At 70.3% G+C, this 12,512-nt stretch carries 13 protein-coding genes and 1 pseudogene; 6 read left to right on the forward strand and 8 right to left on the reverse strand.

Translation table 11 applies throughout. The features are described from left to right. Positions 1-19 precede the first annotated feature (19 nt). A complete protein-coding gene (locus AC1ROC_RS18025; protein ID WP_493001786.1) occupies positions 20-670 on the reverse strand; it encodes an alpha/beta hydrolase in 651 nt (216 codons plus the stop codon). A gap of 117 nt (positions 671-787) precedes the next feature. On the opposite strand from AC1ROC_RS18025, the gene AC1ROC_RS18030 reads away from it, so the two are divergent. Continuing rightward, a complete protein-coding gene (locus tag AC1ROC_RS18030) occupies positions 788-1,363 on the forward strand; it encodes an NUDIX hydrolase family protein (RefSeq protein WP_085368872.1) in 576 nt (191 codons plus the stop codon). A 38-nt stretch (positions 1,364-1,401) separates the two neighbouring features. Next, the gene (locus AC1ROC_RS18035) at positions 1,402-1,785 is read left to right on the forward strand and encodes a UBP-type zinc finger domain-containing protein (protein ID WP_168690084.1); all 384 of its coding nucleotides are present in this window, start codon (positions 1,402-1,404) and stop codon (positions 1,783-1,785) included. 10 nt (positions 1,786-1,795) lie between these two features. Here the strand turns inward: AC1ROC_RS18035 and AC1ROC_RS18040 are convergent. Next, positions 1,796-2,616: pseudogene (locus AC1ROC_RS18040) on the reverse strand (alpha/beta fold hydrolase). A 138-nt stretch (positions 2,617-2,754) separates the two neighbouring features. Continuing rightward, positions 2,755-3,360 carry a M15 family metallopeptidase gene (locus tag AC1ROC_RS18045; RefSeq protein WP_493001787.1) on the reverse strand — a complete coding sequence of 202 codons (606 nt, stop codon included), beginning with the start codon at positions 3,358-3,360 and terminating at the stop codon, positions 2,755-2,757. Between the two features lie 193 nt (positions 3,361-3,553). Between AC1ROC_RS18045 and AC1ROC_RS18050 the strand changes: the two genes are divergently transcribed. Continuing rightward, on the forward strand, positions 3,554-4,009 hold the full coding sequence (locus AC1ROC_RS18050; RefSeq protein ID WP_493001788.1) for a universal stress protein: 456 nt from the start codon (positions 3,554-3,556) through the stop codon (positions 4,007-4,009). Between the two features lie 106 nt (positions 4,010-4,115). Here AC1ROC_RS18050 and AC1ROC_RS18055 read toward each other — a convergent pair whose 3' ends face one another. Both AC1ROC_RS18055 and AC1ROC_RS18060 read right to left on the reverse strand, forming a co-directional pair. After that, complete coding sequence (locus AC1ROC_RS18055; protein WP_493001789.1) at positions 4,116-4,484, reverse strand: hypothetical protein; 369 nt, start codon at positions 4,482-4,484, stop codon at positions 4,116-4,118. Positions 4,485-4,493: 9 nt separating this feature from the next. After that, complete coding sequence (locus AC1ROC_RS18060; protein ID WP_493001790.1) at positions 4,494-5,381, reverse strand: hypothetical protein; 888 nt, start codon at positions 5,379-5,381, stop codon at positions 4,494-4,496. Positions 5,382-5,471: 90 nt separating this feature from the next. Between AC1ROC_RS18060 and AC1ROC_RS18065 the strand changes: the two genes are divergently transcribed. Both AC1ROC_RS18065 and AC1ROC_RS18070 read left to right on the forward strand, forming a co-directional pair. Continuing rightward, on the forward strand, positions 5,472-6,356 hold the full coding sequence (locus AC1ROC_RS18065; protein ID WP_168690081.1) for an alpha/beta fold hydrolase: 885 nt from the start codon (positions 5,472-5,474) through the stop codon (positions 6,354-6,356). Continuing rightward, the gene (locus tag AC1ROC_RS18070) at positions 6,349-6,936 is read left to right on the forward strand and encodes a TetR/AcrR family transcriptional regulator (RefSeq protein ID WP_085368862.1); all 588 of its coding nucleotides are present in this window, start codon (positions 6,349-6,351) and stop codon (positions 6,934-6,936) included. The genes AC1ROC_RS18065 and AC1ROC_RS18070 overlap by 8 nt, the downstream gene beginning before the upstream one ends. A gap of 95 nt (positions 6,937-7,031) precedes the next feature. On the opposite strand, the gene AC1ROC_RS18075 is transcribed toward AC1ROC_RS18070, so the two are convergent. After that, entirely contained in the window at positions 7,032-8,726 is a 1,695-nt protein-coding gene (locus AC1ROC_RS18075; protein ID WP_434949415.1) for a DEAD/DEAH box helicase, read from the reverse strand. 276 nt (positions 8,727-9,002) lie between these two features. Here AC1ROC_RS18075 and AC1ROC_RS18080 point away from each other — a divergent pair, with 276 nt between their 5' ends. Next, on the forward strand, positions 9,003-11,225 hold the full coding sequence (locus tag AC1ROC_RS18080) for a HelD family protein (protein WP_493001791.1): 2,223 nt from the start codon (positions 9,003-9,005) through the stop codon (positions 11,223-11,225). Positions 11,226-11,243: 18 nt separating this feature from the next. Here AC1ROC_RS18080 and AC1ROC_RS18085 read toward each other — a convergent pair whose 3' ends face one another. Both AC1ROC_RS18085 and AC1ROC_RS18090 read right to left on the reverse strand, forming a co-directional pair. Continuing rightward, positions 11,244-11,903: a DUF1684 domain-containing protein gene (locus tag AC1ROC_RS18085; RefSeq protein ID WP_493001792.1), complete on the reverse strand. Its 660-nt coding sequence runs from the start codon at positions 11,901-11,903 to the stop codon at positions 11,244-11,246. After that, the gene (locus AC1ROC_RS18090; protein ID WP_493001793.1) at positions 11,900-12,487 is read right to left on the reverse strand and encodes a hypothetical protein; all 588 of its coding nucleotides are present in this window, start codon (positions 12,485-12,487) and stop codon (positions 11,900-11,902) included. Before AC1ROC_RS18090 ends, AC1ROC_RS18085 begins: the two co-directional genes overlap by 4 nt. Between the last annotated feature and the right edge of the window lie 25 nt (positions 12,488-12,512).

Raw genomic sequence — 12,512 nt, forward strand, 5'->3', positions numbered from 1 at the left:
GCATTGTCCGGAGCGCCACTCAGCGACGCTGGCCGCTCCGGATGAACGCGGAGACGTCGGCGAGCTCGGCCGAGGAGATGTTGTGCCCCATGCCCTCGTAGATGCGCGCATCCAGGGCCGAATGGTCGGGCAGCCAGGCCGTCGTGCGGTCGACGGCGTCGGACGAGATCACCTCGTCGAGCGTCCCGCGGCCCCAGAACACCGGGATCTTGGATGCGGCCAGGTGCGCATCCCCGTCCTGCTCACCGTGCACGACGAATCCGGACAGCTGCACCGCGTAGTCGAAGCGCTCCGGCGCCCTGCGCAGCAACTGCAGGGCCATCGCGCCGCCCTGGGAGAAGCCGAGCAGGCCTGTCGGGGTCTGCGGCTGCTCGTCGAGCCAGTCGAGCACGGCTGCCGCCGCTGCGTCGGCGTTGGCGGCGAGCGGGTCGCCCGGCATGTTGGTGTACCGGGAGAACCAGGCGAACCCCTGGCCCTCGGGGATGGGCGCGCGCACCGAGGCGATCACCGGCTCCAGCGGGAGATAGGCGGAGATGCCGAAGAGGTCGGCCTCGTCGGAGGCGTAGCCGTGCAGGAGGACGAGAAGCGGCCGGCCGGCTCTGTCGCGTTCCGACGCGGACCAGAGCACGGCGTCCCTGTCGATGCGGAGGTCGGGTGTCGGGAAGGGCATGCCTCATTCTGGCGCGGGGATGCGGGTGGTTTCTGCACAGGGCGGTAATCTCGTGTCTTTTCCACAGCATCCGGTGGAAGGGTGCCCGAGCATCCGGCGTTTCCGTAGGATCGGTGCATGAGCGTACGCACCCCGGACCCGACCCCAGACCCGCTGCCCGACGACGGTCGCCAGCAGGGCCCGGCGTGGCTGAGCGATATCGAGCTCGAGCAGGTGCGCAGGCGCCTCCCGCTGCTGTACGTGGAGGCGGTGCCCGTGCGGGTGGACGGGCTCGGGCAGGTGACGGAGCTCGGCGTGCTGCTGCGCGCCAACGCGGTGGGTGAGATGACGCGCACCCTCGTGTCCGGCCGGGTGATGTACGGGGAGACGCTGCGTGAGGCGCTGTTCCGGCACCTGGAGAAAGACCTCGGCCCGATGGCGTTCCCGCAGCTGCCGGCGAGTCCCATCCCGTTCCAGGTGGCGGAGTACTTCCCCATGCCGGGCGTCACGCCGTTCACCGACGACAGGCAGCACGCCGTCTCCCTGGCGTACGTCGTGCCGGTCACCGGCACCTGCGAACCGCGGCAGGACGCGCTGGAACTCACCTGGATGACCCCGGAGGAAGCGGTGTCCCCCTCGGTCTGCGAAGAGATGGAGGGCGGCAGGGGCATCCTGCTCAAGGCCGCGCTGGCGTCCGTGGGGCGCATCGTCTGACCCGGTCTGACGCATCTGACACAACGGAGGGCTGCTGCATGAGCGACACGACGGGCGCGGGAGACACCGGAATCCACCAGGACGTCCCGCCATCCGGCACGGGATGCGTGGAGTGCGACCGCGACGGCAGCTGGTGGGTGCACCTCCGCCGCTGCGCGACCTGCGGGCACATCGGCTGCTGCGACGACTCGATCAACCGGCACGCCACCGCGCACGCCGAGCAGACGGGGCACCGATACATCCAGAGCTTCGAGCCCGGCGAGGACTGGTTCTGGGACTACAGCGCGCAGGAGTTCGCCGACGGGCCGCGGCTCGCGCCGCCGACCAGCAGGCCGGACTCGCAGCCGGTCCCCGGCCCAGCTGGGCGTGTGCCGGGGAACTGGCTGGAGATTGTCGAGGCGCAGGAGGGCCCCCACACCTGAGGGCGGGCGGTCAGCCGGCGATGAACGCCAGGATGTCCTTGTCCAGAGCCTCCTGGTACGCGCCGTAGATGCCGTGCGGGGCGCCCGGATACACCTTCAGCGTGCCGTGGGAGACGAGGTCGATCGACTTGTGCGCCGCGTCGGCGATCGGGACGATCTGGTCGTCGTCGCCCTGGGCGATGAGGATGGGCACATCCAGCGCCTTCAGGTCGTCGGTGAAGTCGGTCTCCGAGAACGCCTTGATGCAGTCGTACGCGGCGGTCAGGCCGACGAGCATCCCTTGGCGCCAGAAGTCGTATTTCGCACCGTCCGACACCTCCGCCCCGTCGCGGTTCGCACCGTAGAACGGGACGGCGAGGTCGAGGTAGTACTGCGAGCGGTCCTTGAGCACGCCGGCGCGGATCTCGTCGAAGACCTCGATCGGGGTGCCGTCCGGGTTGCTGTCCGACTTGACCATGATCGGCGGGACGGCGCCAGCGGTGATGACCTTCGTCACGCGGCCGACACCGTGCTGCGCGGCGTAGCGCACCACCTCGCCTCCGCCGGTGGAGTGGCCGATCACGACGAGGTCGTGCAGGTCGAGTTGCTCGACCAGCTCGGCGAGGTCGCGGGCGTAGGTATCCATGTCGTTGCCGGTGTACGCTGCGACGAGCGCCCGTGACCGCGGCGGTCGTGCGCGATGGCCCGGTAGCCGTTGTCGGCGAGGAGTTTGAGCTCGACCTGCCAGGCGTCGGAGCTGAGCGGCCAGCCGTGGCTCAGGACGACCGGCTGCCCTTCGCCCTGGTCGGTGTAGTAGATCTGTGTTCCGTCGGACGTGGTGATGTACGGCATGTGCGATCTCCTTGGGTTCGGTGCTGTGCGAACTCGCTGCAGGACGACGGCGACGGTGCTGCCACGTCCGACGATACGGCCCTGTATGCGCGCACCGGAAGGGCGGGGGCGAGAATTCCGCGGGCGTTCGCCGAGCCGTCAGCCGGCCGTCCCATCCGGCAGCTGCGCCGGGCACACCCCGTCACTGTCGGCCGTCAGCTCGAAATGCCACGCCTCGTTCGCGTAGACCTGGCACAGCCCGTACTCCCCGCCGAACCGGGTGAGCCAGTCCATCGCGTCGGCCGTCGCGATGTCGACCGCCTCGCCGCGCACGTGCTTCGACTCGTCTCCCCGCTTCACCCACTTGCTCGCCTCCTCCTCGCTGCCGTACTTCTGCACGGCGTCGTCGAAGAGGGTCTGCTGGTAGCGCTCGCTGCGCCAGCCGTCGGTGAGGGTGAGGGTCACGTCGCGGTCGGCGGACGCCGTCGCGGCCCTGTCCAGCGCCTCCAGCAGCCGGGGGTCGAGCCGGGTCACGGCGGGGACGTCGTCGGTGAGCGCGACGGTCTCGCCGGTGGGGATGTACCCGTCGTCCTGGCCGAGCTGCGCCGAGCCCGAGCCTGCGCCCGACCCAGACCCCGCGGACGGCAGCTGAGGCGCCGCCCCGAGCGAGCCGGCGCCCGAGTGGATGCCCGGGGAGGAGCATCCGGCGATGGCGACGACGATGGTCGCGGCCGTCACGGCGACGAGGAGGTTTCTGAGACGCACGGTGCGGTCCTTTCGGTTCCCCACCAGCCTCGCGTCCGCACCGGCCCCTCCGAGTCCGGCCGCGGATGCAACCGTGTCCATCGGAGGGATGACCCCAGCGCGGCTTGTCACGCCGGACAAACGTCCTTGGGTGTCCGCTGGGCGGGGGTGGACAATGAGGCGCGGGACTTCTCGACGGGTGAGGGAGAGTGCCATGAACGATCGCGGCCACGGTCACGGGCCCGTGTTGGTGGGCATCGACGGTTCCACCGGCGCGTTGGCGGCGCTCAGGGAGGCGGTCATCCTGGCGGAGAGGTTCGGCCGGCCGCTCGAAGCCGTCGCCGTCTGGCAGCCGTCGACCTCCATGTACGACGCGTACTACCCGGATGCCGAGTCGTCGCCGCACAGCGTGGCGCTGCGGAACGCCCAGGATGCGTCGACCGCGGCGTTCGGCGCGAAGCCGCCGGACTGGTTCAGTACGCGGGCGCAGCCGGGGAATCCGGGTGCGGTGTTCGTCGAGGCGAGCCGCACGGCGTCGTATCTGGTGCTCGGAAGCCGGGGGAGGGGCGGGCTGACCAAGGCTCTGCTCGGCTCGGTGAGCGTGCACTGCGCGTCCCACGCGCGCTGCCCTGTGCTCATCGTCGGCCCGGATGTGGCGGAGCCGATCTGATGTTCGCCACGATTTGCTCAGTCGTCCCGGGTTCGACCAGGGTTGCAACCGCGTAGATCGCGGGGATTACTCCAGTTCTCTCCGCTGTTCCAGGTGCATTCTGCGCTCAGGAACCGATGCCGGCGAGTCCCGTCCCGATGGCCTGCAATCCCACGGTCGCCCCCGCCACGGCGAGGAAAGCGAGAGACAGCATGAAGAGTCTGGACGACCGATCGAGGTCCTTCAGTGCGGTGGCAAGGCTTCCCAGAGCTTCCCAACTGCCTTTGAAGTCGATCCCTGCGTACTCCTTCGCCTTCTCGCTGCCCGGCGTCGCTTCCGCGATGTCCTTCACCTTCTCGGATCCTGCCGCCACGGCGTTCGTCGCTTTCTGCCTGCCCGACCATGTCGTCACGAGGTCGATGACTGCAGCCACAAAGACTATGGAGGCGGCGATCATCGAGAACCAGGCAATCACGTTGGTGATGTTGTCAGTCATGTGTTGCTCCTAATCGATTGCTATGGCTCTGATCGCATCGAGCTGGAACGCTGCTTCCTGCACGAGGGTGTAGCTCGACTTCGTGCCACCTACCACATGCCCAGCGAGGGTGCCGTCCTCAGAGAAGACAGGACCTCCGGAGTCGCCTTCGTTTGCGACGGGATCGCCCGTCATGGCGATCTCCGCCCAGCCTGCACGTGTTCTGTCGACTAAGAAATTCGGCGAGAGTGCCTGAATCCAGGTGTTTACGGGACCCCGAAGGCCGCTGTAAGCGACCGCATCCCGCTCGGCCAGCGTCCGTAGAAGCCGAGGTGTGCGGGTCACAGTGTCTGCGTCGCATTCGATGAAGGCGATGTCTGCCGCCGGGTCGAGCGAGTCGTTGCCGAGGGACCGCGAATCTCGGACGATCCCAATCGCGGTTCCGGAAAGGTCGCGCACCAGCGCGCCGATGTCGGGGGCGACGTGCCCTGCGGTCAGAAAACCTGGAACTCCGTCCCGCACAGCGAGCGTTCCGGACATCCCATTACGCATTCCGACACTGATGCGCGCCCCTGGCACCGGACCGCCGAAGAGACGGGGCGGCTCGATGCCCACTGCGAAGACGCGGGAATCAAGACGTGACACTGAGAGGAGTTCGCCGACGGGAGACTCTTCCAGCGGCGTGAGGCCCTCGCCGACGTACTTCGAGGACACGAAGACCACAGGCAAGACCTCGTCCTCATGCACCCAGGCCCCAGCGCCGTAAGCGTATCTACGGACATTTCCCCAGCGCCCGTCTTCCGGAAAGGGTAGGACTCCGGTGTCTCGCGTCGGAGGTGTGCGCAGAAAGTCGTCGAGAAAGTAGACCGGCTCCGCTATCTCGGGGTGACGTTCAGCAAACTCGGACCACATGGACATAATGCCCCCGTTCGCGGCCAGATTATATGAGAATTACTCAAATGAACAAGAGGGTTGCACTTTTCAGCTAATGGTATTAGCTTTACGGCTATGAACACTTCCATCGCTCGTGAGGTCCACTTCCTCCAGCGCCCCGAGGGACGCGTGAGCTACACCGTCGAGGGCTCCGGCCCGCTCGTCGTCGCCGTGCCCGGCATGGGCGACCTCCGCTCCAGCTACCGCGAGCTCGTCGGCCCGCTCGTCCACGCCGGATACCGCGTGGCCGTCACCGACCTGCGGGCGCACGGCGACAGCGACACCACCTTCCGCGAGTTCGGCGACATCGCCACCGGCCGCGACATCATCGCCCTCATCGACGAGCTCGGCGGCCCGGCCGTCATCCTCGGCAACTCGATGGGAGCGGCAGCTGCGGCGTGGGCGGCGGCCGAGCGACCGGATGCGGTCGCCGGGCTCGCCCTGTACGGCCCGCTCCTGCGCGACCCGGCCATGAGCGCCTTCGCCGTCGCGTCGATCCACGGGATGTACCGCGTGCTGTTCGCGGCGCCGTGGGGTGCATCCATGTGGTCCGGCTACTACCGCTCGACGCTGAACAAGGGCCGCCAGGCCCCGTGGCTGGGCGAGCACGTCGCCGCCATCAAGACGAACATGAAGGAGCCGGGCCGCCTGTCGTCGTTCCGTCGCCTCACCCTGCAACTCACCCACTCGGTGGTCGAACCCCGGCTGCCGGAGGTGCACGCCCCGATCCTCGCGTTCGTCGGCGAACTCGACCCCGACTACAAGGACCCGGTGGCCGAGGCCGCGTGGATCGCATCCATCGGCGCCACCACTGTGCTGGTGGGCGAATCGGGACACTACCCGCACGCAGCGCGGCCGGACATCACCGTGCCGCAGACCGTCGACTTCCTCGCCCGCCTCCGCGACGGGTCCGAGCAGGGCGCGAACGCGGTCACCGCTGCCTGGGCCGCCCGTGCCTAGGGCGGGACTCTCGCGGGCGGCGGTCACCGCCGTCGCCCTCGACCTGGTGGATGCGGGTGGCGCGGCCGGGTTCGACCGCCTCACCTTGGCGGCCGTCGCGAGCAGCGCTGGCGTCGCGGTGCCGAGCCTCTACAAGCACGTCTCGTCGCTCGACGACCTCCGCCGCCTGGTCGCCACCGAGTCCGTCGCCGAGCTGACCAGGATGCTCGCGGCGGCGACCATCGGACGCTCGGGCGGCGACGCCCTGCACGCGGCGGCGGACGCGATGCGCGCCTTCGCGCACGCGCACCCCGGGCGGTACGCGGCCACGCAGGTGGCGCCGCGCCTCGGCGACGACGCGGACGCCGAGCTCGCGCAGCGGGCGGCAGAGGCGCTCGCCGTCCTGACGGCGGCCCTCCGCGCGTTCGACCTGCCGGAGGACAGCACGGTCGACGCCCTCCGGATGCTCCGCAGCGCCATCCACGGTTTCGTCACCCTGGAACTCGGCGGCGGCTTCGGCCTCCCCGATGACCTCGACCGCAGCTACAGGTTCCTGATGGACGGCGTGCTCCGCGGCATCGAGTCGCTGACGCCCGCCTGACCGGCGCCGAACGCAGTCGAGCCCAGGGATCTTCGCCTCCGTGAGGCGAGAACCCTGGGCTCGAGTGATGAGGGGTTGGTGGGACTAGCCGCGGACTAGCCGCGCGCGCGGCGCGGGCCGTTGCCGCGCTGGGTGCTGCCGCCGACGAGGCTGCCGACGCGCAGGCCGCCGCCGTTGCCGGAGCGCTGGCCGCCGTTGCCGGAACCACCGGAGCGCTGGCCGCCGTTGCCGGAGCCGCCGCTGCGCTGGCCGCCGGCCGAGGCCGAGCCGGAACCGTGCGACGTGGTCGCTGCGGCTCCGCGGCCTGCGCCGGCCGGGCGTCCTGAGCGGTCGCGGCGCGGACGCCCGGCCTCACCGGATGCGCGCCCGTCGCGAGCCTGGCCGTCGCGAGCCTGGCCGTCGCGGCCCTGGCCGCCGTCGCGTCCGCGTCCGCCGTCGCCGCGTGCAGCGTCGCCGCCGCGTCCGCCACGACCACGACCGCCGCCACGACCGCCGCGCTCGCCGTCAGCTCCCGAGCCGTCGCGCTGGGCGCGCTTGCGCTGCGCGTTCGCTCCCTGCGACTGGCCGCCGCCGCGCTGCTGCTGCACGGCTTCCTTCGGAGCAGGCTTCACGTACGCGGCCGTCTCGCCGACGAGCGTGACCACAGCGGCCGAAGTCGCGGTGACCGCCTGGGGCGCCGCGTCGATCGCCGCCTTGCGCAGCAGCGTCTTCACGTCGGACTTCTGCGACGACAGCATGACCGTCACCACGTCGCCCGAGCTGCCGGCACGGGCCGTGCGGCCGGAGCGGTGCAGGTACGCCTTGTGCTCCATCGGCGGGTCGACGTGCACGACCAGCTCGACGTTGTCGACGTGCACACCGCGGGCCGCGACGTCCGTCGCGACGAGCACGCGCACATCCCCTGCGCCGAACGCGGCGAGGTTGCGGTCGCGGGCCACCTGCGACAGGTTGCCGTGCAGGTCGACCGCCGGGATCCCGGATGCGGTCAGCTGCTTGGCCAGCTTCTTGGCGTGGTGCTTGGTCCTGGTGAACAGGATGCGGCGGCTGGCGCCGGACGCGAGCTTCTCGACCAGGTCCTTCTTGGCTTCGAGGGAGTCGACCTCGAAGACGTGGTGGGTCATCGCATCCACGTGGCTGTTCGCGTCGTCGACCGAGTGCAGCACCTCGTTGCTGAGGAACTTCTTGACGATCTTGTCCACGCCGTTGTCGAGCGTCGCCGAGAACAGCAGGCGCTGGCCGCCGGTGGGCGTCTTGTCCAGGATGCGCGTGACGACCGGCAGGAAGCCGAGGTCGGCCATGTGGTCGGCCTCGTCGAGCACGGTGATCTCGACGGCGTCGAGGGAGACGAAGCCCTGCTTCATCAGGTCTTCGAGGCGGCCGGGGCAGGCGACGACGATGTCGACGCCGTCCTTCAGGGCTGCGACCTGGCGCTGCTGGGAGACGCCGCCGAAGATCGTGGTGGTCTTCAGGCCGTACGCGTCGGCGAGCGGCTGCATCGTGGCGGAGATCTGGGTGGCGAGCTCGCGGGTGGGGGCGAGGACGAGGCCGAGGGGACGGCCGGCGCGACGCTTGCCGCCGGCGAGCTTGGTGCCGAGGCGCGCGGCCATCGGCAGGGCGAAGGCGATGGTCTTGCCGGACCCGGTCTTGCCGCGGCCGAGCACGTCGCGGCCGGCCAGGGTGTCCGGCAGGGTGTCTGCCTGGATCGGGAACGGCTCGGTCTTGCCGTCGGCTGCGAGCACGGCGACGAGAGGGGCGGGCACGCCGAGACCGGCGAAAGTGTTCTGAGACAAAGGTGGTGCCTTTCGGGCATCAGGACCCCGCGCATCCTGTCGATGCGGGTTCGGGGCAGTAGTGGCGAAGGTGCCGAGCGGCACGATCGTTCGCCGTAGAAAGTGACGCAGGCGGGGCTGATGCCCGGCGCTGTGCGTGGTGCGTTCTGCGACGCAGGGAGTCCGACACGGACTCGCAAGTACTGAAAGCCTACCGGATCAGGCTGGGAACTCGGCACAGGCGACTTCCCGGCCGGAGGAAGTAGACTATCGGCCCGAATCGAGAGGGTGGTCTGCGTGCAGGAAACGGAACTCGAACGTGAGCGCGCCGTGGTCTCCGGACTGTATGAGCGACTGGATGCGCTCCGAGCGGAAACCGAGGATCGGCTCACCCGTGTGCGGCGTGAGAGCGTCGGGAGCAACCACCAGGCGCGGAGCGAGCGGGATGCGTTCGCGAGGCTCTACGAAGACCAGCTGACCCAGCTGCGCGAGGTCGACTCCCGCCTGGTCTTCGGCAGGCTGCTGCTCGAACAGCCGGTCGACGGCACCGCCCACCGCTACATCGGCCGCATCGGGCTGCGCGACGACGAGCAGCGGTCGCTGCTCGTGGACTGGCGCGCCCAGCAGGCCAGCGCCTTCTACCAGGCGACGGCGAACGAGCGGATGGGCGTCCGCGCCAGACGGCACCTGACGATGACGGGCCGCGAGGTGGTCCGCGTCGACGACGAGGTGTTCGACGAGGCGCTGCTCGACGGGGAGGACGCGGACAGCGGGCAGGTGCAGGGGGAGGGCGCGCTGCTCGCTGCGCTCACCGCCCAGCGCACCGGCCGGATGCACGACATCGTCGCGACCATCCAGGCGGAGCAGGACCGCATCATCCGGTCGGACCTGCGCGGGGCCCTCGTGGTGCAGGGCGGCCCTGGCACGGGCAAGACGGCAGTGGCTCTGCACCGGGCAGCGTTCCTGCTGTACGCGAACCGGCAGCGGCTGAGCGCATCCGGTGTGCTCGTCGTCGGTCCGTCTCCCGCGTTCCTGCGCTACATCGAGGCGGTGCTCCCGTCGCTCGGTGAGACGGGAGTGGTGCTGCGCACCCTCGGCGACATGTTCCCCGGCGTGGAGGCGAGCGGCGACGACGAGCCGGAGGCTGCGAAGCTGAAGGGCTCCGTGCAGATGGTGCGGCTGCTGTCGCGTGCTGTGCGCTCCCGGCAGAAAGCGCCGGACGCCGAGCAGGTGGTGCTGGTCGACAACGAGCGGCTGACCGTGCAGCCCGAGCTGATCCAGCGCGCGATCTCCCGGGCCCAGCGCACGGGCAAGGCGCACAACGTGGCGAGGGTCACGTTCGTGAAGCACGCGCTCGGCGAGCTCGTCGAGCTGCTGGCCGCGCAGTTGAGGGCTGGCGGCTCGACCATCGACGATGCCGACCTCAAGGTGCTTCGGGAAGACCTGCGCACGTCGTACGACGTGCGGGTGCTGCTCAACACCGCCTGGCTGCCGCTCACCCCGCAGAAGTTCCTCGAAGACCTGTACTCCCGGCCTGCCTGGCTCGCCGAGCTGACGCCGCGCTGGTCCGACGCGCAGCGGGCCGCCCTGTTCCGCGAGCGCACCGGCCGGTTCACGGTGTCGGACGTTCCCCTGCTCGACGAGGCGGCCGACCTGCTCGGCGACTTCCCCGGGCGTCCGGATGCCGGAGCGCGCGAGCGGGAGCGGCAGAGGAAGCGGGATGTGGAGAACGCGAAGGCGGCCATCCGGAACATGGGGGTGCAGGGCCTCGTGAACGCGGAGCAGCTGGCCGACGGTTTCGCCGAACGCGAGGACACCGGCACGACGGCCGAGCGCGCGGAGGCCGACCGGCTGTGGACGTACGGACACGTGGTGGTGGATGAGGCGCAGGAGCTGTCTCCGATGCAGTGGCGGATGCTGGTGCGGCGCTGCCCGATGAAGTCGTTCACGATCGTCGGCGACATCGCCCAGGTGGCATCGGCCGCCGGTGCGACGAGCTGGGACGAGGCGCTGCGCCCGTCGTTCAAGGACGCGTGGCGCCTGGAGGAGCTGACGGTCAACTACCGCACCCCCGCGCAGATCACGCGGGAGGCGGAGGCGCTGGCGACGCAGGCCGGTCTGCCGATCACACCGACGCGCGCTGTGCGCGAGGGCGACTGGCCGATCCGCAGGGTGGCCGCCGCGGCCGACGCGCTCCCGGACGCTGTCGCGGACGCGGTCGGGCACGACCGCGGCATCGACGCCTCCGGCACGGTGGCGGTGATCGCGACGTCGACGACGGTGGATGCGGTGGCCGACGCGGTCACGCGCCGCTTCGGCGACGAGGCGGCCAGAGGGGCGGCCGGGCTGTCGAAGCCGATCGCGGTGCTCACCGGTTACGAGGCGAAGGGCCTGGAGTTCGACGCGGTGGTGCTGGCCGACCCGGATGCGCTGGCCGGCGAAACCCCGCGCGGCGCTGCGTCGCTGTACGTGGCGATGACGCGCCCGACACAACGGCTCACGCTGGTGACGCGGGCGTAGTCGGCGGCGCCCGGCCGCTCAGTGCTCGCCGGTGTACCGCTCGCCGACCGGGACCTCGACCGCGAGGGTGTTCCCCGCCTGCGCGAGCGGGCACGCCCACGCCGGGTCGTACGCGCAGGACGGGTTGTACGCGAAGTTGAAGTCGAGCACCAGGGTGGCCTCGTCGTCGGCGTCGATCCCCAGGTCGGCGCCCTTGACGGTGTCGATCAGGTAGCGCCCTCCGCCGTACGTGCCTCCCGGCTTTCCGGCGAGCGCGTCTTTCACCGGGACGAAGATCCCTCCGCCGTACGACGACAGCCGCCACACGTCGAGCGACCCGGCGAACGGCACGTGCACGGCGCCGAGCAGCTCGAACGGCACGACGCCGTCCGTGCCGGTCTCCACATCCATCCTCCGCGGCTCCTCGGCGGGGATGATCGGCAGCTCGAACCGCCATTCCGGGTCGTACGGGACGACGGGGAGCCCGGTGAACGTGTCCCTGTCCTCCGGCAGCAGGGGAGTGGCCGGATGCGAGGAGAACAGGTCGTTGCGGCAGGAGATCCAGTGGGCGTGAGCCGTGGCGGGGTCGGTCGCCGCCATCCTGCGCACGGACGCGTACATCCCGAACACGCGCCGCCGCCAGTCGGCCGTCTGCACGGCGGTGACGGCTTTCGCCGCCTGCGGTGTCTCGATCGTCATGCCTGTTCCTCCCGCTCTGCCGCCGGACCTTCCGACGCCTCATTTTCTCGCGCCGGCGGGTCGTACGCCCACGTCGGCGCGAGTTGTCGCAGCCGCATCCCTCTCCACTGCCAGAACGCCCACATCGTGTACCAGGCCAGCGGGGTGAGCACCCCGGCCTTCACGATCAGCTGATCCCGGTAGAGCGTCTTCAGCCGACCGTCCGCGTCCGGCCCTGCCGGGTCGGGAGCGATGGCCATCCGGTGGTCGAGGTGCGGCATGGCGGAGAGCAGCCCGCCCGTGCCGCCACCGGTGTCCCTCAGGATGCGCACCGGCGCGGCGGCATCGCCGCCCACCGATGCAGCGGCATCACCCACCTCGCTGATGCTGAGCCGGATCGCCTGGGTGCCGACGGTGAACGCCCCGAAGGCCCGCACGGCCACGCGGTGCTCGCCGTTCCCCCACACGGTGGGGAACCCGGCAGGCTCGTCCGAGCGGAAGTCGACCCACGGCAGGGCGACCTCGCGGAACGCCGTCGGACTCTGCAGTGCGCGCCAGGCCGCATCCGGATCGCAATCGAGGAGGAACTTCAGCAGGACCCTCATCTCCCCAGTGTCGCGCATCCCGCGC

This window comes from Leifsonia sp. GW821-FHT13C05 (genome assembly GCF_058806515.1).